The following is a 22,185-nucleotide window of genomic DNA, read 5'->3' on the forward strand; positions in this document are numbered from 1 at the left end:
ATTTAAATTATTTTCTAGAAAAAATATTGTTTCATTTTTAACTGTTTCAAAAGAAACAATTATATGCTATAAAAGAATAATAGTTATACAGGTGAAAATATGGAAGATGAAATTTTTCAAGGTATAGAAGATAAGTCCCCATTTGTGGCATGGATTCACAATATTTCACTAAATCAGCAAAAGTATATGAAATCAAAATTTTCTAATTATGATTTTGGCCATGACATACGCTACATCATGTTCATTTATGACCACCCCAACTGCTCACAGGAGGATCTGGTGAACATGTTCTGCCAAAGTAAGGGAAACGTTGCCAAAATACTGAAGAAATTTGAAAATGAAGGATATATCAAAAGGGAAGTCAATCCTGAAAACAGACGCAAATACATGTTGAATGTAACCGAAAAAGGCAAAATGTTAGCACCAAAATACCGGCAGTTTGCTAAAGACTGGGAAAAGGAAGTAGGGATAACAGACGAAGATGACTTGTTGAAAGAAAGACTTAAAGAAATAGCCATTAAAGGCATGAAGATTATTGAAAATAAATAAAAGAGATGATGATAATGAAAATGGATTCTGAAACATATGTAGTTTTCGTTGCATTCATAACATCATTTTTTGCTGTATTCTTATCAGCGGGAATTGTTTTGGGCGTTCCATCAATTGCAAATGATTTTGGAATGAACAACATTATTCAAAATTGGATTCCTACAATAGCATTGCTTGTTATAGCTGTATTCACCCTACCAGCAGGTCAGATTTCGGGTAAATACGGTGTTAAAAAGTCTTTGATTGCAGGACTAATTATTTTTATAATAGCATCAGTCGGCGGAGCTCTATCCTTTTCAACAGAATCATTCTTATTTTTTAGGGTGCTTCAAGGAATAGGCATTGCATTCTTGAATGTATCTGCAATGGCAATGGTCGTGCAAGCCATCAAACCACAAAACAGAGGAAAAGCTTTAGGATATACTGTTACAGGCATTTATCTTGCAGGATCACTATCTCCCGTATTCTGTGGATTTTTAGTATATAATTTCGGTTGGAGATCAATGTTTTATTTTGTATTGCCGTTTTTAGTACTTTGCTTAATATTGATTATGATAAAAATTCCTGGAGAATGGAAAACTTATGAAAACAGCAAAATCGACAGTATAGGATATGTTCTATACGGAATTGGCATTCTATTATTCATTTATGGATTTACAAACTTAATGAATACAATGGGAATAATCAGCGTTGCAATTGGTACAATCCTACTGCTCATTTTTGCATATTATGAACTTAAGGCTAAAAGTCCAGCATTCAATATGCATCTATTCAAAAATATGAAATTCACTTCATCAAATATTGCGGCATTATGCAGCTATCTTGCCATTGCAGCAATAACCACCATATTGAATTATCATTTCCAATATGTGAGGGGATGGAATGCACAGCTTTCAGGATTAATTCTGATAATCACACCAATAATCATGGCAATTATGGCGCCTAATGCAGGTAAGCTATCAGATAAGATTCATCCGCAAAAGCTGGCTGCATTGGGAATGGGCATTGCAACAGTAACACTATTGATATTGATATTTTTAGATGCCAATACTCCACTTTATCTTATTGTTATAGCCATGATACTTCAGGGTATTGGAATGGGATTATTTACAACTCCAAACACCAATGCAATTATGAGTTCCGTTCCACCAAACGAAACCCCAAATGCATCTGCGGCCCAATCTGCAATGAGAACCATTGGTCAAACTATGAGTCTGGGTCTTTTAACCCTCGTATTTGCTTGGATGATGGGAAGTCTTAAACTTTCTTCAGAATATGCTGCTCTGATAGTTCAAAGTTCACAATTGGTCTGTTTGATATGTACAATAATTTGCATAATAGCTATTTTTGCTTCACTTGTAGGCATTAAATCAAAAGATTCATTTAATTTAGAGAGGTAAGATTATTTAAAATTTAATTAATAGAGAGGGAAATCATGAAAATAGAATTTGAAACATATGTTGTATTTGTATCATTTATAACATCATTTTTTGCAGTTTTCTTGTCAAATGGGATAATCATTGGTGTTCCCGCAATTGCACAGGACTTTGCAATGAATAATGTTATTCAAAATTGGGTGCCGACAATATTTTTCCTTGTCGTAGCGGTATTCACAGTACCGGCCGGACAGATTTCAGGAAAATTCGGTGTTAAAAAATCATTGCTAGCAGGAATCCTTGTATTCCTATTTGGGTCTATAGGGGCCTGTCTTGCATTTTCAACAGAATCATTTTTAGTTTTTAGAATGATACAGGGTGCAGGAGTAGCATTTTTAAATGTATCAGCTATGGCTATGGTAGTACAAGCGGTTAAACCGCAAAACAGGGGAAAAGCATTGGGTTTTACAGTGACTGGAGTTTATCTGGCAACTTCACTTTCACCGGTAATCTGCGGATTTTTAGTGCATAACCTCGGCTGGAGATCAATGTTTTACTTTGTTATTCCATTTTTAGTATTGTGTATCATATTGATGCTTACAAAAATACCTCAAGAATGGAAGACCTATCAACATGACAAGATTGATAAAGTAGGATCTATACTATATGCCATTGGAATCTTATTATTCATCTATGGATTCACCACTTTGATTACATCAACAGGTAAAATATTAACCGTTGCTGGAATTATATTGCTAGTAATATTTGGTCTCTATGAATTGAGACAGAAATCACCAGTGTTCAACATGAACCTGTTTAAAAACAAAAAATTCACATCCTCAAATGTCGCAGCATTGTGCAGCTACTTGGCGATTATGGTAGTTACCACAATTCTGAATTACCACTTCCAGTATGTAAGGGGATGGGACGCACAAATGTCCGGAATGATATTGATTATTACACCAATCATCATGGCAATCATGGCTCCGAATGCAGGAAAACTATCAGATAGAATACATCCGCAGAAATTAGCGGCAATTGGTATTGGAATAGCTGCGGTGGCACTGGCAATACTTACATTCCTAACCGGAGATACACCAATCTATATTGTGATATTGGCTATGGTCCTGCAGGGTATTGGAATGGGACTATTCTCAAGTCCAAATATGAACGCTATCATGAGTTCAGTTCCTCCAAAGGACGCTCCGACAGCATCAGCTTCTCAAGCTACAATGAGAACAATCGGCCAGACCATGAGTTTAGGTCTTTTAACTCTTATATTCGCTTGGGTGATGGGCAGCTTGGAATTGGCTCCTCAATATGCTTCCATGATTGTGCAGGCATCACAAACAATCTGTTTGATTTGTACAATAGCATGCATCCTTGCTGTATTCGCTTCATTGGTTGGTATAAAATCCAGCGACAAATTCAATACTGAAAGGCCAAACTGATTAGTTATTCATTTAACTAATCCCCTTTCCTTTTTTTAATTAATCTGATATAATTGAAAAATAATGATATGATTTATATAATCATCAAAATGTTTATTCGATGAAATACTCTTTTTTAGACAACTCTTTTAAGGTAGAAACCAATTCCTCTTCACCGATCTTAATTAATACATTCTGAATTAATAAATCAGCTTCCTCATCAATTGAAAAAGTCATACCCTCTTGAGAGTATCTTCTTAAAGTGTTTATAATAGGACGCAGTCTATTATACAATTCCATAAATTCTTCCTCATTATCCATATCCAGTGAGAACAAATACTTCCTACGCCTTTTAAAGTAATTTTGATATTTTATTTGAGAATCAGTCATTTTAACAAGCTTAAAAATCTTGTTAACAGCAGTTGTTTCTTCTAGTACTTCATATCTTGTTTTCCTAATCTCTCTTTGGATAGCTTTAATTTCATTGATGTTATCTTTTCTTTCATTGAGAATCTTTTGATAGCTTGTCCCAGTATCTAAAACCGCTGTAGATTTCAGCGGCTTGAATTTGATTTTTCGGTTCATATAATTTTTTCCGAAAACCTCTTCATAAAAATCAGAATTGGGTAAATTCAAATCAATTCCATCGACTTCCCATTTATCAACACCCTCAAATAATTCAGTATTCAAATCCCTATTAATAATTTGGGCATTATCGTAATATTGAAGCTCATCCCAAGTTTCAATAAATGGATGTTTTCTTAAATTCTTGAAATAGAAATATGTGAAGTCTAAAGAGGCAAAAACATAATTATATATCGTGATTATGGTATTGGTTAAGTAAGAATCCCTACCAAAAATATCATATAATCTTTCTTTTACAATTGCTTTTGGATACCTGCGAACAAAATAATTTTTAACCTTAGCAAGATGATTATGTACAAAACGGATGACCTTTAGACCATATCTCACATAGAAAGCTTCCCTATAAAGCAAATTTTTCCTAATGAAGCTATTGAAACTAATTTTCATTGAAGTATAAAAGCTGATTGGCTGTTCCGTATCCTCGATATTGATAATGGACTTACGAATAGGATAAATACGAACAATAATTCCATGGGGTTTAAGAATATCCAGATTTGATAGAACAAAAAAGGTAGAGTTCCTATCACCATAAGAGACGAAAAATGATGAATCTTCTTTATCATTTACGCTTCTTTCGACATATCTGTCCTTATCATAATTCTTTTTCACGATTTTACTGAATATTTCAATATCCTCCGAAGGCATGGCTACTGCTACCATCCTTGATCCATTGTCAATGGTATGGTCATTGTAAGCACTGAGAGAGTTAGCACCAATTAAAAAATAATGTAGGCCATTACGGGAACAAATACTATCTATCTCTTTTAGTAACTTCAATTGAATTTTATGCCTTGTTTGAATACTTAATCCCCCTAAATAATAATGTTATCTGACAAAATGCACCCTATCAAAGATACTGTTAATTTCCACACATGAATCATCGATTTCATGATGCAATTCAGCAAACAGCGCCAGTTTACTTTTCATTATTCAACTCCTCAATCAATTCAGCTTCCATATCCATACGACTAATTCCTGATTCATCTTCAACTTTTTGCCAAATTATTCCATTTCTAGTGTGGTCAACTGATTTTCTATAAAGTTCCATAGCCTGTTTTTTCTGACCGCATTTGGTTTTAGCGTTAGCTTGAAAAGCCATTGTCTCTCCATCAAATGGATATAATGATAAAACATGACTGCATAATTCATCAATCATCTTATAATCATCAATAGATTCTGCGGTATTTTCCATAATCCAGATTCTTGCACGATATATGTCAAGTAAATCATCATATGTATCTTCATACTCATCAACAAGAGATTGAACCAAACTAACATCTTTCAGATCATAGCGCGCTACTGAAATCTCATGACATATTGAAATGATATCCATAATTCTATTCAATTCATCATTTAAAGGTTTGTCTTGAGCTTCACGGGCATTCAAGTATTTGGAAGCATCAAAATATCTTCCCTGTTCAATCAAACTGAACAAATATGTTGCAAGATTCTTATCTGAAATTGGAGCTAAAATATTATACTTAAACACATTTTCAATATTCTGCAAATCGGTGAAATTTCCAAACTCCGCAGATAATTCATCATAATTCTTATCTTCAAGAAGAGAACGCAAATAATCATCCTTACCGTCCAAATCTTTAGATACTTGGACTGACCCTACAGCAACAATCTCTTTAGCAATCAACATTTCAACTTTTCGCCTATTATAATATACCTTAGCATTATTACGTTTGTTTATTTTGCATTTCTCAAAAATAGATTCTCGATTTATTTTTGGAAGATAACGACTAGAATATTCTTCAAATGGAAGAAAATCATTTCTTACTGCATTATGAATAAGTTGTTCTTCATATTCTGGAATGTACATCCAACTATCGCCATAAGCTGACCTAAGAAGACCTTCGGGACGATAACCCAGTGGAAATACTCCATCTTCAAACTGGCCCATTTCACTTTCAAGTTGAAAATGTTCCTTATCATAAACATGCTTATTATATCCCCAGAACACACAGTACTGATCACAAAATTTCGGAGAATATTGCTGCAGTTCATCTTCCAGCTCCTTTAGAACCTTTTCTTCTCCTTCCTCATCAATTCTTTGGCAATAATGCTCATACAATTCATAATGTTTTTCCCATTCCTCAAGTGTGGCTCTTTTGTTCACGACAAAATATGGGGATAATAACTCTGTATAGACATGCAATTTATCCATATATTCTTCCTTAGCCTTTTCACCTAAAGGCATCGGATTGAAGATAAAGAATTCTATTTGATGTCCGCATGATTTTGCAGGCAATGACTGAGAAACATAAATTGTAGTTGTTTCAGTATTTACATATCTTGGAAGAGGATTACAATAATATGGAGTATTTTCTTTATATACCATTGAACGTCCCTCAGGAAGAACGTTTTCTTCAGTTTCTATGATATGTCTCAGTTTATTCCAGTTGTCTCTAGTGATAAACAAATCAATGTCATCATCCCATGGCATGAAACGACGATTTCTGATTGAACCTAAGCTAGCACCACCTGCCAACAAATAATCAATATCATACTTTTTACAGATTTCATCCAATTCAACCAGTAACTGGTATAAATTTTTTTGTATCCTATTCAACTTATACAACTAGAACACTCCACCCTTAAACAATGAAATTTAATCTCCAATTTTTCATACATAATTTTCTAACTAATAAATACCAACAATATTATTTATGACCGGCATTCTTGATAATATTATCGCAACAATCAATGACCCAACTACCAGCAATAAGAATACGACTGGAACAAGGTCAAATGTTGAAATCGGATAATATTGTAAAAGTAAATTTATGATATGTTCATGCATCAGATAAATAGTATAACTGCAAACGCTTAATGCGTAGACTATGGTTCCAATGAATGATTTTTCAATGAAATGATGCAATTTTGACAATGCGCTTTTCGGATTGAATGATGAAAATTTAGTTAAATATCTCAAAATCAAGAACAATGCGGAACATTGAATTATAATTGAAATTGATTCAATGTATACAATTGCTGCAAAGTTCAAGGCATTGTAAATGTTTATTGCAATGCAAACAATGAATATTACAGTACAGAATATTGTCATTGGAAGGGAATAAATCCTAAATTCCTTATTTGCCAAATAGTATCCCAAGACTACATAACCCATATAGATGCCAAAATTTTGAAAAATCAAAGTTACATAATACTCCTGAGCAAGATTCAAATTAGTTAAAACAATGAAAATTAACCATATCAATAAGAAATATTCTGCCCCTCTAGTACCATGCTCCTTGATAAAAGAATTGAAAATCGGCATTAATAAATAAATTCCAATAATTACACAAACAAACCATGGAAATGGTGCATCATAAATCCAGAGATACATTAAATCAAAGTTGAATGAATTAACATATGCAACAGAGAAGAATAATATGATATACCAAAATATAGCTGGAATCAACACTCTTGAAAAACGTTTTTTAATGAATTGTGAAATTGAATATTCCCTATTTAAAAGTAATGCTCCACTAAGCATGAAAAACAATGGGACTCCCATTCTGGAAATTGCAAGATAAGATAATAGAGTAGGAGATGTTAAATAGTTCATATTCACTGGAAAATATTGGATAGTGTGTGCCAACAAAACCAAAAGTATTGCAATTGCCCGCAATTCATCTAAATAAAAAATCCTATCTTTTCGTAATACCATCGTATCCCTAAATTATTTGGATAATAATGAATTCATTAAGTGAATAAGAAAAACATCCTAATGTAACTTTCCAATTTCACAAGAAATTTCAAATCCTAATTTATCATATAATCCAGTTGATTCTTCTGTATAATTAATTAAATAAACCTTTTTACCCTCATCAATCAAGTCATTACATAATCTGCTGCAGACTTTTGTTGCAAGGCCTTTTCCTCTGTATGCTTGGTCTGTAATGACATTGGATAATACCGCAATATTTTCAAGTTCGGCATTTGTTGAAGCATTGGAAATGATTTTGCCATCATCCTTAATTATATAATTCCTTCCAAAATTATCGTCATCTCTTTCTTTGATTTGAGAAATCAATTCATCCAAATCGTAAAATTCTCCCATAGGATCATTTTTAATTAATTTTGAAATTTCAACGAAATCCTCATCTTCAACAGCTAATTCCACACATGAATTTTCACATTCATAATGATTTGATAAGACTCTAACCCAACCATAGTCAGTAGAATATTCCTTTTCTTTAAGAATTTCAGACAACTTTTCAATAAGAAATTTTTCAGCACATATGACTGAAGGATTCTCATCCATTACTAACTCTTTAATTTCATCAAAGTCACAGTCTCTGTTCTTTGAAAATACATGCATTCCAGAGTAATATTTTAAAACTACACAGTTAATTTCATCATCTTTTGAATCAAACCAAAACTTTAAGTTATCATTGTCTAATCCATATTTTAAAAAATCCAAATATAGATATAAACATTTATCATAGTCATTTCCAATATATTCTTTAATTAATTTCACATTCTCTTGATTAACTCTTTTAAACATGTTCATTCCCTTTCATTTCTTAAGTGACTTACTAAAAATCTATTCCGGCATTTTCCTAATTAATATCCAGATAATTATTGATCAATATCCTCTAAAGCTTCAATAAATATGTCCATTACTTCACTTTCACCTATGGAAACACGCAAACAATCGCCTAAATCAGGAATATCTTTATAAACTTTGATTAAAATCTTTTTTTCCTCTTTCATTTGTTTGACAATGCTTTCAGCATCAAGATGCTTTGGTTTGATAAAAATAAAGTTTCCTTCTTTAGCACTAACACAATATCCTTTTTCTTGCAACGTATCAATCAAGTGCTGTTTACCTGTCAATTGCTTTTCAACAAGTTCATCAATCATACCGTCTTTTTCAATTAGTGCTTGTGCAAATGCCATTCCAAAAGCATTTACATTATGTGGTGTGGCCAGCTTTTGAACTATTTCAACATCATACTTTTTACCAACAACATAACCCAATCTTCCCCCTGCAAGAGAAAACACTTTAGAAAATGTTCTGGTTAATAGAACATGATCATTTTCTATTGCATATTTAATAAAGGAGTTTGGATAGTAATAAAAATAAGCTTCATCAATTAATAGAGTACATTCATGTTTTTTACAGGCCTCTAAAATGTTATCCATTTCCTCATAAGTGTAAACATCACCCACAGGATTATTAGGGTTTAAGATTATTACCAAATCAATATCATCATTTATTGCATCAATAATGTCTTCAACATGCATCTCCAAATTTTCATCATAATACACGTGGACACTTTCCCTACCGTACATCTCACAGTATACATCATACATTGCATAAGAAGGACTGACAGACAGCACTTTACCCCCAGGCCTACTATATGCCTGAATAATATACCTTATTCCTTCTGCTGAACCGTTTACAAGACATATATTTTCCACTTCAACTCCAATAAATTTGGCTAATTTTTTTGTAAATTCCAATTGTTCGGGATATTTTGCCACAAATTCTGGAGTAACTTTAGAAAGGACCTCATCAATAAATTCCTGAGGCAAACCAACGGGATTCTCATTTAAATCCAATCTGAGATATCCATCACGTGAGTTTTGATCAAAAATCCTATATAAATTTTTTATGTTTTCATTAATGTAATACATAATCTCCCCTTAAATTATTCCTTTTTAATATTTTAATGCCACCAATGCATATTAACTCTATTAATGAATAAATCTAAAATTTCCAAAGGATTATGGGCCATAATATAATCTTTTTGTAAATATTTAATTTTTCGTGTTTAATAAAAAAATCCTTAATTTTAGAATTGCATATTATATATAATTTATAAATTATTATTATAAATAATTTTTTAATAATAACTAAATTTAGATTTATAAATGTAAAATTTTAATGAATTTGAATTTAAAAGACAAATATCTTAAAAATATTATTTACAAAATATATATTAAAGGTTGACTGCTATGGAAATTAGTGCAATTGAAATGAAAAAAAGCATAAGGAAAATATATGAAAGACTTGATGAAGTAACACCCGTAGATTTTGACTGCGGCAGGTTATGCGGAGAAGTCTGCTGCGTTTATGATGCTGAAGACTATCACAATGAAGATTTGGCTCTTTATCTGCTTCCAGGCGAAGAGTTAATGTATGAGGGCAGTGATGAATTTGAACTTTACTACATCGATTCGTCTGAAATCAAATATCCTCATTCATGGAAAGGACAGATTTATCTTGTAAAATGCAAAAATCCTCCAAAATGCGACCGTTCAATCAGACCTATCCAATGCAGAACTTTTCCATTAATTCCCCACTTAGACAAAAAGGGCGAATTTCACCTGATTTTTGATGAGAGCGAATTTCCATACAAATGCCCAATAGTTCATGACCACATTAAACTAAATGAGGATTTTATAAAAACTACCTTTGAAATATGGACTATGCTAATGGCAAATCCTCTAGTATATGATTTAATTGATATGGACTCCAGAATGAGAGACAATAGAAAAACAGATTATGAAATTGTCATCTAGTCCAGTTTCCAATCTATTTCATCAATATTATTTTCTCTTAAAAATTCATTAGCCAATTTAAAATGATTTGAACCTAAAAATCCTCGTCTAGCAGAGAATGGTGAAGGATGGGACGTGATTAAAACCAAATGATTCGGATTTGAAATCAGCTCCTTTTTCTTTTCCGCCTGTTTTCCCCAAAGCATGAAAACAATCGGTTGGTTCTGGCAATTCAATATTCTTATTACGGCATCAGTAAATGTCTGCCAACCACATTTGCTGTGAGAATTGGCTTCACCCTCTACAACAGTCAAAACAGTATTAAGTAAAAAGACACCTTCTTTTGCCCACTTTTCCAAACATCCTGATTCAGGAATCGGAAAATCATATTCAGCATTGATTTCCTTAAAAATATTTTTCAATGATCTTGGAATAGGTCTGCCATCTGGTGTTGAAAATGCAAGACCATGAGCCTGACCCTCCTCATGATAGGGATCCTGGCCTAAAATAACAACCTTGACATTGCCTAAAGGAGTAAGTTTAAATGCATTGAATATATCCTCATAAGGCGGATAAACTGTTTTTGATTCATATTCCTCATCAATGAAATCTGAAATTTTTAAAAAGTAGTCCTTTTCAAACTCATCAGCCAAGGCCAAATCCCAATCGTTTCCTATCATAGAACTTATTATGTAACTAATCCATCTTAACTTTTTCCGGTGAACCTATCGAGATATGGGATTCTATTTAAAATTCCCAGAATAGCTAGAGAAATCGATGTTGTTAAGATTACAAGAATCGGTATCCATAATAAGGGGTTTTGATTGCGGTATATGCCTATGAGGTTTATTTTTATGAGATTCAATATCATATAATGGCACAGATATAAGCCGAAACTGTATTTGCTTATGGTGATGAACAGTTTTCCTAATGTTTTATCTTCAATATCCATAAGATATTTGGTTTTTGAGAGATACTTGAACAAGGAAAATATATTCACTGAAAGAGCCAATATCAAAAGGTTGAAATATCCCTTATAGACAAAATGATTTGCCTGAATTGATTTGGGAACTACAAAACCGAAGATGTAATATCCGTATAATGCACATGAAACCAATAACGTAGCTATAATCATTTTGTTTGCACTGACTCTGCTTCCTATCAAATCATAATGGGAAATGAAGTATCCTATGATGACATACGTAATGAATGACATGAAATAGAATACCTTAAAACTATAGTGTCCTAATATGCCAAAATGAGAAAGGGCTATGTAAATCACAGATAAAACTGTCAATAAAGTGATGAATACTTTTTCAAAATTCTCTCTTTTTCTGCTACCATATATGATTAACCTGTTTATGATGAATATTTCGAAATAGACGATTACAATCATCCAAATGAACCAGAATGCAACTCCAAGGGTTCCTGGTTTTCCGAAGAATATGTCCAATGCATTGGAAATATCAAATGAGTGTTTAAGATATACTACAGAGTAAATAATGCTTATTACAACCCAGAAAACAAATGGAATGAATAATCTTGATAATCTCTTTTTGAAAAAATCGCCTAGAGAATCCTTTCTATTGATCAATAACGCTCCGCTCAACATTACGAATATCGGTATTGAAAAATCCCGTAGGCAGTCAAAGAATGCTGAAATGTAAAATGTGGGATTGTCTACGCCAGTTAATACAAATGTTACTGAGGCATGACAAAAAACAATGCCAATAATCGCAATTGCGCGCAGCACATCATAATAAAAGATTCTCTTTTTAACCATTCATGCACCTATTTTTCTTTAACTATCTTGCCGCTCATATGTTCAATTGTAATTTCAAATACTTCAGTTCTATCTAATAATCTGTTAATCTCATCAACTGTTTCTTTATGGGTTGGGAAGAATTTATCACCCAAATGAGTCAATATTTCGATTTTTTCATCCAGGTCTGTTAATGTTTTTATCTTTCCAAAGACAATGACACTTTTGAATGTGTACCACCAGCTATCTTTAGCCTTAACACCTTTATCAATTACGCAATAGGAAACCTTAGAGTGCTTTTTAACCGCATCATTTTTATGACCAGTCTGTGCACCGTGAAAATAGATTTTCCCGTCGACATAAACATGACTCATCGGAATGGCATACGGATAATCATCATCACCCAAAAGAGCTAAAACCCCTCTAGGTTCATTGGTTAGGATTTCTTCACATTCTTCTTTTGATATCGCCTGGCCAATTCTCTTCATTTTTCTAAACATATGAATATATTTATTCAAACTTATAAATTAAATTATAGTGATTTTTATGGCAGAATTAACATTTAGGGAAGCATCAAGAGAGGATGTCAGTTTAATTTTAACATTTATTAAAAAGCTTGCTGATTATGAACACAGATTGGATGAAGTTATTGCAACCGAAGAAGACCTGGAAAAATGGATTTTCGACAAGGAACATGCAAATGTGATATTTGCACTTGAAGATGGAAAAGAGATAGGATTTGCCTTATACTTCTTAAGCTTTTCAACATATATCGGTAATGCAAATCTTCATTTGGAAGACCTATTCATTGATTCAGAATATCGCGGTAAAGGATATGGAACTGCACTGCTTAAAAAATTAGCAAAAATCGTGGACGACAAAGGATATGGTAGATTTGAATGGACATGCCTATCATGGAACCAGCCTAGCATTGACTTTTACATATCACTCGGCGCTGAACAGAAGGACTGGAATGTATTCCACCTGACTGGTGAAGAGTTGAAAAAATTAGCCGACAGCTAATTTAACCCTTTTTAAACAATATCCCGTATAAACTCAATTATTGCACTTGCACTTTGTTTTTGCTGTGATGAAGCGGAAATATTGGCAACACCATCACCTGACTGATTTCCGTAATATGCAAATTGAGCATGATTTGCACCTTTAATTTCTATTTCGGTGAGATTATCTTCTATGAAATTTATTGAATCTAAGTATTTCTCCTTGTTCAATACCTTATCTTCACTTCCATAGATTGATAAAACCGGTTTTTCAATCTTGCAGGTTGAATAGGATGCGAACAATATCAGCCCATCAGTCTTGTTGGTGCTATTAACATATGAAGCTGCCATAGCTCCACCTAATGAATGGCCTGAAATGAAATAATGAGAGTAATTTCCACTGTCAATAATCTCATCAGCACTATTCTGGCCCAATAATGCCAGATTAAATGGCATCTCCACCAAATAGCAGTCAATTCCCTTTTCGGATAAGTCCTTGAACATCGGAGCGTATGCAGTATATTCAATTTTTGCACCAGGATAGAATATCAGTGCGGTATCATTTCCAGGACCATCCAACAATAGGCCATTTGATGTTTTAACTACACTGACATTATCGTTTGCATTTAAACGGTCAATAGCTATTTTATCTGCATGATAATAATCATTAACATAGAATATTGCAAAACAAGCAATTAAAATAAAAACAATAATGATAGCAATTTTAATTATTTTATTCATGATTATATTTTAAAAAAGAGTAATATTTAAATGAATGCTAGAATTCCATAGGCTATGAAAATTAAAACAAGGCATGAAACGCAGGCAATAGTAGTTGGAAAATCATTTTTGTCCTGATTGGAACTATTCAATGATGTTGATTGAATTGAATATTTGTCTTCATTGTCATATACATCAGCAAGCTTAATTGCAACCCATACAGAGCGGACAATAGAAATCAACAACAGTATCATGGCTATTGCTACATATACCTCAATTATTCCATCAAAATCGGAAAATATTATACCAAAAACCCAAGGCAGCTCATAGATTACTCCTTCCAAAATCCAATTCTTATTGTCGTGTATAGCTCCAATAAAAATAAATCCCAAACCATTGAATATGATAATCGGTGAAAAGATAACCCACCATGACCTTTTGATTTTTTCTAAAGCATTCATCTTTTAACCTAAAAATTTTATTATAGTGGAAATAAATCCACTATTCTAACAAATCTTTATTACTAGTTTCTATTTTATCAACAACTTTTTGACCTTCATCGGCAAGATCTGAGAACACTTCAATTGTTTCTTTCATTTTAGGAAGTGCTTGTTGTTTATAAGTGCTTACATCTTCAATAGCTTGAAGAGCTTCTGAGAATGAAGCCTTTAAAACTTCCGGAGAAATCATTGTCTCAGCACTGTGCCTTTGAATTTCACTTCCTTGTTCCTTAAGCATGTGTGATGTTGATTCAATAATATTTTCAGTAGTCTTGTTTAGGATATTAATCTTATCCATTACAATTTTTTGGTTATAAAGTGCACTTGCAACCATTACACCAGTCCTTAAGGCTGAAACTGTAACATTTTGGGCACGTTTAACTCCTCTAATCAGTTCCTTATTGTTTCTTCTGATTACATTAAGAGAAACAATTCCCTGTTGGTTTACAACAATCATCTGTTGCATATCCATGATTCTTTGTCTTAGAGGGAATAAAACCTCTTCACGTACAAATGCAATTTTTTCTTCGTCAACACCATTGATTTCAGCCTCTTGAATTTGTGCTTCAATGGATTCGTCCATTTTCTTACCTAATTCAATGTCTGCAAGGAGTTTGTTTGTAACTTCCCTCAAATAGTTTTCTTCACTTAATAAGGTGGTATTGTCATTTTGCAATACTTTACCGCTTCTTTCAAGAGATTCAATAATATGTGAAATGGATACTTCCGCTTTTTCATATTTAGCAAAATATTTCTTTACAGGATTGACCAGATTGCCAAGCATGCCCTTTTTTGCAAAATCAACTTTGCTTGGGTCTAAATCTTTCATTTGTTGATCCAATTCCAATAACTTTTCTCCAATGTTGTCCGCTTCCTTTCCGCCTTTAGTCAAGTCACTTAATCTGGTGGATAACATTTCATTATGGGATGCGGATTTAGACATGTCAGAAAGGCCAAAGTCATCTAAAGGTTTTAATATGCTTTCCCTTTCTTGCGGATTGTTTAAATCAGCGTCGAAAATTGCAGTTGCGTTGTCTTGTGCTTGGTTTTTGAGATTTGAGTTTTCCAATTTTTCTTCTTCATCCTTAATGGATGTTTCAACATCTTTTTTAATTTCATCTACATCTAGAGAAAATTCAGCCATCTTTATCACCTTAATTAAGATAATCTATTTTATTCCTATCAACTTTAGCAGTAAAATTATCTATGGTTTTACCACTTTTAATTATTTCTACATTAACATGATCCAAATTCAATTTTTTGTATGATGTGTAATCTCCAAAACTGATGCTGTAATCACTATCATAATAGATATAGGATAACTTTTCAGATTCCTGGCCCAATAGAGTATTATTCTTATCATAATAAGAAGTTTTAACCACATAGCCCTTCATATCTGAAGGCACATCTAAAAATAATGCTTCTGTATAAACGGTATAAGATGTTTTGTTATCATAATCACTGTCATAGCCTAAAACATCAGTAATAGTCAAATCAACATGTTCAACACCATCATCTGTATCTGTTGCAACATGATTATTGCCGTTTCCAGATGTAAGGATGAATAACCCTCCAAAAACTAATATGATAGCAATTAATGCTAAAAATATCTTCCCATTTGAAAAAATGCTTGAACTTGATTTTGAATTACCATCATTAAAACTATAGCCACAATCCATACAAAATTTTGCATCATCTGCTGCAGTTTTACCGCATTTAGGACAAGTCTTGCTCATTCAATCACCTAATATTCTTTAACAGAACTGATTAAGTTTTCCATTTCATCTAATAAATTCTTTACTTCTTCAGTTTTTTCATCATTAGAATTCAAATTGATGACCAATTCATTTGTCAAATCTTCGATTTGATTTATAATAGTTTTCATATTATTGATTTTGCTTTCAAGTTCACCTTCAATTCTTGGAGTGTCTTCAGCTGCAAGATTAATTATATTCAAAGCTGAATCACTTTGGGCATAAAACAATTTATGAGAACTTTCAATAACGCTCATGAACCTGTCATATGTAAGTTGAGGTGGAGTGAAACATTTCTTTATCAAATCCTTAACAACTTCCTCCTTTACATCAAACAACACTTTTAGATTATCCACTTCCTTTTCATATTTCTTAAGGGACTCAAGACCTATGCCTTTACGGATTTGTGTTGAATCGCTGGACTCACTTTGAGATGTCACCTTTTGCCTTTGCTTTTTCGGTTCAGCATTTGCATAACCTTTCGAATTTGATTGTTTATATAAATATAACAAAGGAACTACAAATAAAATTAAGATTAGGAACATTACTGTTTTATTTCCCCAAAAAGCGAAAGGAACCAAAATGCAGATTAAAGCAATATAATAAACACCTAATAGCCCAATAATGGAATTATTCGCTAATAAAAAATCAGATGCATCACCCAAACCCCTTTGTAATTTAATTTTAGAAGCATAGCTAGAGTCAGGGGCATACTGTAGAACTTCATCATCGGTCAAGATGCCCGGTTTAGGTTCAATAATATACCTTATATCAGATAATGATTCTATACATTTAACCCTTACGCCATCACTGTCGTATGCCTTGGAATTTTTAAAGGTGATAGGAGTTGTTAATCTCTTGATTTCATGGATTTTTGAGTTTTCATCAGACATTGATTGGTCTCCAATGATACTAATTATATATTAGGTATTTATAAACATTTGTATTTAATTTGTTACTAACTAATCAAATTCCTTTTCCAATAATATAGTGACGGGACCGTTGTTTAAAAGATTAACTTTCATGTATGCGCCAAATTCGCCAGTTTCAACCTCAATGTCTTCGCCACACTTTGAAGCAAAATAGTCAAACAAGACTGTGGCCTGATCAGGTGCCAATGCCCTATGAAAAGAAGGCCTGTTCTTTTTTGTGTGAGCATATAAAGTGAATTGGGGAACAAGCAATAGCTTTCCTCCAATATCCTTTACTGATTTGTTCATACGACCGTTTTCATCTTGAAAAATTCTTAGTTTAACAAGCTTTTTTGCAAGATAATCCGCTTCCTTTTCAGTGTCGTTTTCTCCAAAGCCAACTAAAACCATCAAACCTTCATCGATTTGACCAACAATTTCATTTTCCACTTCAACACTGGCATTGGAAACTCTTTGAACTACTAGTTTCATTTTGCAAATTCTCCTAAGAAATTAACTGGTTCTCCATTTACTCGCCTATCATGATACTCAGCGGTTGCTGAGAAAAGCGCATCTCCAGCAGAGTTGAGGGCTGTTTCACATGAATCCTGAATGACCCCAATGATAAATCCAACAGCAACTGCCTGCATAGATACATCAGCTGGAATACCAAATAGTGAACAGGCCATAGGAATAAGCAAAAGAGATCCCCCTGCAACACCTGAAGCACCACATGCACCAACTGTTGAAATTATGCATAAAACGACAGTAACAGGTAAAGGAACGGATATTCCCATGGTATGACAAACAGCAAGAGTCATGACGGTAATTGTTACTGCAGCACCTTCCATGTTGATTGTTGCTCCTAGCGGGATGCTGATTGAGAAGAAATCCCTGTCCAATCCTAATCTTTCACATAACTGCATATTGACCGGAATATTAGCTGCAGAACTTCTTGTGAAAAATGCAGTAATACCACTTTCCCTTAAACAGGTCAATACCAATGGATAAGGATTGCGTCTTAATGCTACTGCAGATATGATTGGATCTGTTACAAATGCAACAAATGCAATACATCCGACAAGCAATAGAATTAATTGAGAATATTGGACAAATATTCCCAGTCCGCTTTCGGAAACTGAAGTGAATACCAATCCCATGATACCGATAGGTGCAAATTGGATGATGCCCCTCACAATCAGGGTAACTGCATTTGCACAGTCAGTTACAACATCCTTTGTAGAGTCACTTGCAATGTTTTTAAGGGCAATTCCAAACACGATTGACCAGAACAGTATTCCCAAATAATGACCTTCCGAAATCAATCCGATCGGATTGGAGAAAATACCCAAAATCATATTAGACATCACTTCACCAAGGCCGCCAGGTGCAGCAGCAGTGCTTGCATCAGAAAGGTGAATTGTAACCGGGAACAATGTACTTGCGATAATCGCAACCATAGCTGATAGGAAAGTACTAAATAAATATAAAACTATTACTGTTTTAAACCTTGACCCAATTCCAGTTCTTGCTTTTGAAATAGCAGAAGCAACCAAAACAAAAACTAAAATTGGAGCAATAGCTTTTAGAGCACTTACAAATATTTCGCCTGGAAAACCTATAATTGTCCAATTAGGAACGAAAACACCTAAAATTGAACCAATAATCAAACCAATTACAATTTTTAAAATAAGACTTGATTCAGTCCATTTATTAATAATTCTGTTCATTAACAATCCTCTATAATTTTAATATATAATATTATGACATTAGATTAAAAAAAGTTAACTATGCTTTACATTGAAAAAAGTTTACAACAAATTAGTAAAAAAGTAAAAATCAGATATCAAGATTTTCTTTTACTTCATAAGTTGCGTCACGAACAGTGTTGGCTGCCTTTATGAAGCTTTTTTTCTCAATATCATTCATATGAATAGGTACAATCATTGCAACACCCTTTTTAGACATGACCGCAGGCACACCTAACGATACATCTTCAACGTTTTCAACTTCACCATCCAGATAACAGCTTACTGTTAAAACCCTATGGGTGTCAGTGATTATTGTTGAAATCAGGTTTGAAATTGCATAAGCAGGACCGTATTCGGTAGCTCCCTTTTTTGAAATGATCGTGTTTCCTGCATTTCTAAGCTGTTGCACCAATCCCCTAATATCCAAATCAACATACTCCACGAAATATTTCAAAGGAATACCACCTATGGTTGTTGAGCTTAAAAGCGGAACCATGTTGTCACCGTGTTCGCCCACAACCCTAGTATGCACTTCAGAGCTGTTGATATTAATTTGCCTTGAGAAATAATTCTTCAACCTTAATGAATCCAAGTGGTTTCCAACACCGATAACCCTCATTTTGTCAAATCCTGAAGCATCAAGAGCAATAGTAGTCATCACATCAACAGGATTTGTTGCAACAAGTATGATTGAATCCGGAGCATATTTTGCAACCTGTCTAGAATAATAATCAACTATTTTGGCATTTGGAACCGCCAAATCAAGCCTTTTCATGCCCTTTTCCCTATGAATTCCTGCGGTAATTAACACGATAGCGGAACCTGCAATATCATTAAAATCACAAGTAGGAGTCAGCTTACAATCAATATCCCTTGCGGCTAGAGCATCATACATGTCATAAGTTTCACCCTTAACCTTATCAAGACTTTGAGGTCTTGCAACCATAACAATCTCATCAACTGTATCCTCTCTTGCTAGGGTAAACGCCACATTTTTACCTATTGTTCCAGTTGATCCGAAAATACTTACTTTTACCATAGTAATTATATTAGTTTTTATCATAAAAATAACTTTCTAATGGATTATTAGAGACTTATTTTAAATTATATTAAAAAATATACAAAAAAATTAGATAATATTTAAGTTTATTCAATTTAACAATAAATATTTATCTTAAAATGAAATAAATATATAATAAACGAGTTGATAACATGGCCGATAATGAACTGAAACTGGAAACAAAATGCTACGACGCAAATGAATACGGATACCTATATGGATTGAACAAGAGGATTCCCGATGAAGAATTTGAAAAGGTGAAGCCCTATTTTAGAAAGTTCAAAAGAATGGATTTTGTTGAAGGCAACGTTCAGGTGACCGGAAGGCCAGAAGGATATAGGTGCCTTGAAAAAGATGTTGCGAAGGTTGAAGAGATATTGGGAATTACAAATACCCTTGAAAAAAGGCAGAACAAAGTTAAGGAAGCATTTGCAGACCCAATTAAAAAAGCAAACCTGCTAGATAAGTCATATGAATGGTTAAAGATACTTTTTGAAAAAAGCGGAACTATGCCTGAACAGGACCTATCAAGACTGGCTGTTCACTCAACAAAAATTTATGACCCTCAAGACCGCTTCAAGAATGGATTTGAGAAAGGAGAAGGCGAACTATTCATATACACTCCTCACGGAATGTGGTATATTATCAATAACTCCGGCGAATTTGCAGACAAATCATTGAATAATGTAAAAACACCTCAAGGAGGAGCTGTAGGCCATAGACTGATGTATGATGATTTAATAGATAGGCTGATTAGAATCTACAGTGAAGAAAACCTCTATACTGGTAAGGATTTATATTAACTTTTGATGACTACTTTTAGTGAACATCCTCAAATGTTCACTTTATTAAATTTTTATAATATAAAAATCTAAATTAATATTTAGATTGATTAGGTGGTTTAATTATATGCAAAAAATTATAAATGCACATTGTCATATTTATCCGGAAAAGATAGCAGATAAAGCAGTAATGGGAATAAGGGATTTTTACGATTTGGACATGTCCCTGAATGGTAAATTAGATGATTTAATTAGAGACGGCAATGAAGTTGGTGTGACACACTATTTGGTTCACTCCGTTGCAACAACACCAAAACAGGTTAAGTCAATTAATGAATTCATTGCGGAAGCTGTCAATCAACATCCTGACGTATTTACCGGATTTGGAACCCTGCATCCGAATAGTGATGATATTCAAGGTGATTTCGATTATCTAATTGAGTTAGGCCTTAAAGGAGTCAAACTGCACCCTGATTTTCAGCAATTTGCCATGAATGATGAACGTGCATTAAAGATAGGTGAAGTAGTAAATGAAGGAAATGTTCCTATGCTTGTTCACTGCGGTGACTTCAGATATAACTATTCCAATCCTGCACAAATTAAGCCATTTCTTGAAAAATTTCCGGACATAACATTTATCGGCGCTCACTTTGCAGGTTGGAGTATGTGGGAAGAAGCAACAGAAAAATTATCCGGATTTGAAAACCTTTACGTTGACTTGAGCTCTAGCCTATATGCGTTAAGTCCTGAAACCGCCTTAGAACTGATTCATGCATACGGCAGCGACAAGGTATTGTGGGGAACAGACTATCCTATGTGGGAGTCAAAAAGCGAAATGGAATACTTTAACAAAATTGAATTAACAGAAAAAGAACGTTCCCAAATTCTTTATGAGAATGCCGCTAAACTGTTAAAATTAATCTAAAAGTGAAAGTGTGACAAATTGTCACACTTTAAAAAAAAACTTATTTTCTAAATGCCTCAACAGCAGGAGGTGTTAACAAATCCCTTGAAATCATTTCTTCGATTTCATCCATACCAAACCATCCGTAATCATCATGCTCTTCACTAATTGCAACATTATCGCTTTCGCAGGTTACTTTCATTATCAGCTGAATTGATTTGATGTCCTCATTTGTTTTGCATGCAGTATAATCTCTTCTAATAACGTTTAAAAGTGAATCCACATCAATCTCAAGACCTGTTTCTTCAAGGTACTCTCTTTTTAATGCATCATCGAAAAATTCGCATTTCTTGACTTTTCCGCCTGGAATCTCCCATCTTCCCGCATCATGAGATGATTTTGACCTGATTTTCAAAAGCAAATATTTTCCATTATATTCGCAGATTCCTCTAACTGCCAAACCCCACATAGTAGACATATTAAACACCTAAAAAAAAAATAGTTAAAAGGGAATAATT

At 33.5% G+C, this 22,185-nt stretch carries 24 protein-coding genes; 7 read left to right on the forward strand and 17 right to left on the reverse strand.

Translation table 11 applies throughout. From position 1 onward, the window contains the following. The first annotated feature begins 99 nt into the window (after positions 1 to 99). From QZU81_RS01475 to QZU81_RS01485, 3 genes are read left to right on the forward strand one after another with little or no spacing between them, the layout of a single operon-like run. Entirely contained in the window at positions 100 to 549 is a 450-nt protein-coding gene (locus tag QZU81_RS01475) for a MarR family winged helix-turn-helix transcriptional regulator (protein WP_292826261.1), read from the forward strand. 14 nt (positions 550 to 563) lie between these two features. Beyond that, a complete protein-coding gene (locus tag QZU81_RS01480; RefSeq protein WP_292826258.1) occupies positions 564 to 1,949 on the forward strand; it encodes an MFS transporter in 1,386 nt (461 codons plus the stop codon). Positions 1,950 to 1,984: 35 nt separating this feature from the next. Further along, a complete protein-coding gene (locus tag QZU81_RS01485) occupies positions 1,985 to 3,376 on the forward strand; it encodes an MFS transporter (protein ID WP_295589085.1) in 1,392 nt (463 codons plus the stop codon). A gap of 93 nt (positions 3,377 to 3,469) precedes the next feature. On the opposite strand, the gene QZU81_RS01490 is transcribed toward QZU81_RS01485, so the two are convergent. From QZU81_RS01490 to QZU81_RS01510, 5 genes are all read right to left on the reverse strand, one after another. Beyond that, positions 3,470 to 4,777: a hypothetical protein gene (locus QZU81_RS01490; RefSeq protein ID WP_295589087.1), complete on the reverse strand. Its 1,308-nt coding sequence runs from the start codon at positions 4,775 to 4,777 to the stop codon at positions 3,470 to 3,472. 139 nt (positions 4,778 to 4,916) lie between these two features. Further along, positions 4,917 to 6,578: a LicD family protein gene (locus tag QZU81_RS01495; protein WP_295589089.1), complete on the reverse strand. Its 1,662-nt coding sequence runs from the start codon at positions 6,576 to 6,578 to the stop codon at positions 4,917 to 4,919. Between the two features lie 72 nt (positions 6,579 to 6,650). Further along, positions 6,651 to 7,679 carry an acyltransferase gene (locus QZU81_RS01500; protein WP_295589090.1) on the reverse strand — a complete coding sequence of 343 codons (1,029 nt, stop codon included), beginning with the start codon at positions 7,677 to 7,679 and terminating at the stop codon, positions 6,651 to 6,653. Between the two features lie 57 nt (positions 7,680 to 7,736). Further along, positions 7,737 to 8,519 (reverse strand): GNAT family N-acetyltransferase, encoded by a 783-nt coding sequence (locus tag QZU81_RS01505; protein ID WP_292826243.1) that lies wholly within the window; start codon positions 8,517 to 8,519, stop codon positions 7,737 to 7,739. 74 nt (positions 8,520 to 8,593) lie between these two features. Next, positions 8,594 to 9,655 (reverse strand): histidinol-phosphate transaminase, encoded by a 1,062-nt coding sequence (locus QZU81_RS01510; RefSeq protein ID WP_292852582.1) that lies wholly within the window; start codon positions 9,653 to 9,655, stop codon positions 8,594 to 8,596. A gap of 321 nt (positions 9,656 to 9,976) precedes the next feature. Between QZU81_RS01510 and QZU81_RS01515 the strand changes: the two genes are divergently transcribed. Further along, positions 9,977 to 10,543, forward strand: coding sequence for a hypothetical protein (locus QZU81_RS01515; RefSeq protein WP_292852585.1), 567 nt, complete (start codon positions 9,977 to 9,979; stop codon positions 10,541 to 10,543). Here the strand turns inward: QZU81_RS01515 and ung are convergent. From ung to QZU81_RS01530, 3 genes are read right to left on the reverse strand one after another with little or no spacing between them, the layout of a single operon-like run. Continuing rightward, positions 10,540 to 11,202, reverse strand: a complete 663-nt coding sequence (gene ung, locus QZU81_RS01520; protein ID WP_292852588.1) for a uracil-DNA glycosylase — start codon at positions 11,200 to 11,202, stop codon at positions 10,540 to 10,542. The two genes, QZU81_RS01515 and ung, sit on opposite strands and share 4 nt — an antisense overlap. Positions 11,203 to 11,228: 26 nt before the next feature. Next, a complete protein-coding gene (locus QZU81_RS01525) occupies positions 11,229 to 12,305 on the reverse strand; it encodes an acyltransferase (protein WP_292852591.1) in 1,077 nt (358 codons plus the stop codon). A gap of 8 nt (positions 12,306 to 12,313) precedes the next feature. Beyond that, the gene (locus QZU81_RS01530; protein ID WP_295589092.1) at positions 12,314 to 12,772 is read right to left on the reverse strand and encodes a pyridoxamine 5'-phosphate oxidase family protein; all 459 of its coding nucleotides are present in this window, start codon (positions 12,770 to 12,772) and stop codon (positions 12,314 to 12,316) included. A 58-nt stretch (positions 12,773 to 12,830) separates the two neighbouring features. Here QZU81_RS01530 and QZU81_RS01535 point away from each other — a divergent pair, with 58 nt between their 5' ends. Further along, on the forward strand, positions 12,831 to 13,307 hold the full coding sequence (locus tag QZU81_RS01535; protein WP_292852597.1) for a GNAT family N-acetyltransferase: 477 nt from the start codon (positions 12,831 to 12,833) through the stop codon (positions 13,305 to 13,307). An 11-nt stretch (positions 13,308 to 13,318) separates the two neighbouring features. Here the strand turns inward: QZU81_RS01535 and QZU81_RS01540 are convergent, their stop codons facing one another. The 8 genes from QZU81_RS01540 to QZU81_RS01575 form a co-directional block, all read right to left on the reverse strand. Further along, positions 13,319 to 14,026, reverse strand: coding sequence for an alpha/beta hydrolase (locus QZU81_RS01540; protein ID WP_292852600.1), 708 nt, complete (start codon positions 14,024 to 14,026; stop codon positions 13,319 to 13,321). Between the two features lie 26 nt (positions 14,027 to 14,052). Beyond that, the gene (locus QZU81_RS01545) at positions 14,053 to 14,466 is read right to left on the reverse strand and encodes a hypothetical protein (protein ID WP_292852603.1); all 414 of its coding nucleotides are present in this window, start codon (positions 14,464 to 14,466) and stop codon (positions 14,053 to 14,055) included. Between the two features lie 40 nt (positions 14,467 to 14,506). Then, positions 14,507 to 15,649 (reverse strand): toxic anion resistance protein, encoded by a 1,143-nt coding sequence (locus tag QZU81_RS01550; protein WP_292826216.1) that lies wholly within the window; start codon positions 15,647 to 15,649, stop codon positions 14,507 to 14,509. A 10-nt stretch (positions 15,650 to 15,659) separates the two neighbouring features. Then, positions 15,660 to 16,241, reverse strand: coding sequence for a zinc ribbon domain-containing protein (locus tag QZU81_RS01555; protein WP_292826213.1), 582 nt, complete (start codon positions 16,239 to 16,241; stop codon positions 15,660 to 15,662). Between the two features lie 8 nt (positions 16,242 to 16,249). Further along, on the reverse strand, positions 16,250 to 17,152 hold the full coding sequence (locus QZU81_RS01560; protein WP_292852606.1) for a hypothetical protein: 903 nt from the start codon (positions 17,150 to 17,152) through the stop codon (positions 16,250 to 16,252). A 69-nt stretch (positions 17,153 to 17,221) separates the two neighbouring features. After that, the gene (dtd, locus tag QZU81_RS01565) at positions 17,222 to 17,662 is read right to left on the reverse strand and encodes a D-aminoacyl-tRNA deacylase (protein ID WP_292826207.1); all 441 of its coding nucleotides are present in this window, start codon (positions 17,660 to 17,662) and stop codon (positions 17,222 to 17,224) included. Further along, positions 17,659 to 18,900 carry a serine/threonine transporter SstT gene (gene sstT, locus QZU81_RS01570; RefSeq protein WP_295589093.1) on the reverse strand — a complete coding sequence of 414 codons (1,242 nt, stop codon included), beginning with the start codon at positions 18,898 to 18,900 and terminating at the stop codon, positions 17,659 to 17,661. The genes dtd and sstT overlap by 4 nt, the downstream gene beginning before the upstream one ends. Positions 18,901 to 19,009: 109 nt before the next feature. After that, entirely contained in the window at positions 19,010 to 19,960 is a 951-nt protein-coding gene (locus QZU81_RS01575; RefSeq protein ID WP_292852613.1) for a malate dehydrogenase, read from the reverse strand. Positions 19,961 to 20,133: 173 nt separating this feature from the next. Here QZU81_RS01575 and QZU81_RS01580 point away from each other — a divergent pair, with 173 nt between their 5' ends. Then, a complete protein-coding gene (locus QZU81_RS01580; protein WP_292852616.1) occupies positions 20,134 to 20,784 on the forward strand; it encodes a hypothetical protein in 651 nt (216 codons plus the stop codon). Positions 20,785 to 20,890: 106 nt separating this feature from the next. Then, positions 20,891 to 21,688 (forward strand): amidohydrolase family protein, encoded by a 798-nt coding sequence (locus tag QZU81_RS01585; RefSeq protein WP_295589095.1) that lies wholly within the window; start codon positions 20,891 to 20,893, stop codon positions 21,686 to 21,688. Between the two features lie 40 nt (positions 21,689 to 21,728). Here QZU81_RS01585 and QZU81_RS01590 read toward each other — a convergent pair whose 3' ends face one another. Beyond that, a complete protein-coding gene (locus QZU81_RS01590; RefSeq protein ID WP_292852622.1) occupies positions 21,729 to 22,145 on the reverse strand; it encodes an NUDIX domain-containing protein in 417 nt (138 codons plus the stop codon). Between the last annotated feature and the right edge of the window lie 40 nt (positions 22,146 to 22,185).

Source organism: uncultured Methanobrevibacter sp. (assembly GCF_902770715.1).
Lineage (GTDB): Archaea > Methanobacteriota > Methanobacteria > Methanobacteriales > Methanobacteriaceae > Methanocatella.

What these genes read in the sequence shown, in the direction of transcription:
- QZU81_RS01580 (WP_292852616.1), top strand. Translation starts at nt 20,134, where the DNA reads ATGGCCGATAATGAACTGAAACTGGAAACAAAATGCTACGACGCAAAT.
- QZU81_RS01540 (WP_292852600.1), bottom strand. Translation starts at nt 14,026, where the DNA reads ATGAATAAAATAATTAAAATTGCTATCATTATTGTTTTTATTTTAATT.
- dtd (WP_292826207.1), bottom strand. Translation starts at nt 17,662, where the DNA reads ATGAAACTAGTAGTTCAAAGAGTTTCCAATGCCAGTGTTGAAGTGGAA.
- QZU81_RS01535 (WP_292852597.1), top strand. Translation starts at nt 12,831, where the DNA reads ATGGCAGAATTAACATTTAGGGAAGCATCAAGAGAGGATGTCAGTTTA.
- QZU81_RS01575 (WP_292852613.1), bottom strand. Translation starts at nt 19,960, where the DNA reads ATGGTAAAAGTAAGTATTTTCGGATCAACTGGAACAATAGGTAAAAAT.
- QZU81_RS01475 (WP_292826261.1), top strand. Translation starts at nt 100, where the DNA reads ATGGAAGATGAAATTTTTCAAGGTATAGAAGATAAGTCCCCATTTGTG.
- QZU81_RS01550 (WP_292826216.1), bottom strand. Translation starts at nt 15,649, where the DNA reads ATGGCTGAATTTTCTCTAGATGTAGATGAAATTAAAAAAGATGTTGAA.
- QZU81_RS01545 (WP_292852603.1), bottom strand. Translation starts at nt 14,466, where the DNA reads ATGAATGCTTTAGAAAAAATCAAAAGGTCATGGTGGGTTATCTTTTCA.
- sstT (WP_295589093.1), bottom strand. Translation starts at nt 18,900, where the DNA reads ATGAACAGAATTATTAATAAATGGACTGAATCAAGTCTTATTTTAAAA.
- ung (WP_292852588.1), bottom strand. Translation starts at nt 11,202, where the DNA reads ATGATAGGAAACGATTGGGATTTGGCCTTGGCTGATGAGTTTGAAAAG.
- QZU81_RS01585 (WP_295589095.1), top strand. Translation starts at nt 20,891, where the DNA reads ATGCAAAAAATTATAAATGCACATTGTCATATTTATCCGGAAAAGATA.
- QZU81_RS01590 (WP_292852622.1), bottom strand. Translation starts at nt 22,145, where the DNA reads ATGTCTACTATGTGGGGTTTGGCAGTTAGAGGAATCTGCGAATATAAT.
- QZU81_RS01480 (WP_292826258.1), top strand. Translation starts at nt 564, where the DNA reads ATGAAAATGGATTCTGAAACATATGTAGTTTTCGTTGCATTCATAACA.
- QZU81_RS01485 (WP_295589085.1), top strand. Translation starts at nt 1,985, where the DNA reads ATGAAAATAGAATTTGAAACATATGTTGTATTTGTATCATTTATAACA.
- QZU81_RS01505 (WP_292826243.1), bottom strand. Translation starts at nt 8,519, where the DNA reads ATGTTTAAAAGAGTTAATCAAGAGAATGTGAAATTAATTAAAGAATAT.
- QZU81_RS01530 (WP_295589092.1), bottom strand. Translation starts at nt 12,772, where the DNA reads ATGAAGAGAATTGGCCAGGCGATATCAAAAGAAGAATGTGAAGAAATC.
- QZU81_RS01510 (WP_292852582.1), bottom strand. Translation starts at nt 9,655, where the DNA reads ATGTATTACATTAATGAAAACATAAAAAATTTATATAGGATTTTTGAT.
- QZU81_RS01525 (WP_292852591.1), bottom strand. Translation starts at nt 12,305, where the DNA reads ATGGTTAAAAAGAGAATCTTTTATTATGATGTGCTGCGCGCAATTGCG.
- QZU81_RS01515 (WP_292852585.1), top strand. Translation starts at nt 9,977, where the DNA reads ATGGAAATTAGTGCAATTGAAATGAAAAAAAGCATAAGGAAAATATAT.
- QZU81_RS01500 (WP_295589090.1), bottom strand. Translation starts at nt 7,679, where the DNA reads ATGGTATTACGAAAAGATAGGATTTTTTATTTAGATGAATTGCGGGCA.
- QZU81_RS01555 (WP_292826213.1), bottom strand. Translation starts at nt 16,241, where the DNA reads ATGAGCAAGACTTGTCCTAAATGCGGTAAAACTGCAGCAGATGATGCA.
- QZU81_RS01560 (WP_292852606.1), bottom strand. Translation starts at nt 17,152, where the DNA reads ATGTCTGATGAAAACTCAAAAATCCATGAAATCAAGAGATTAACAACT.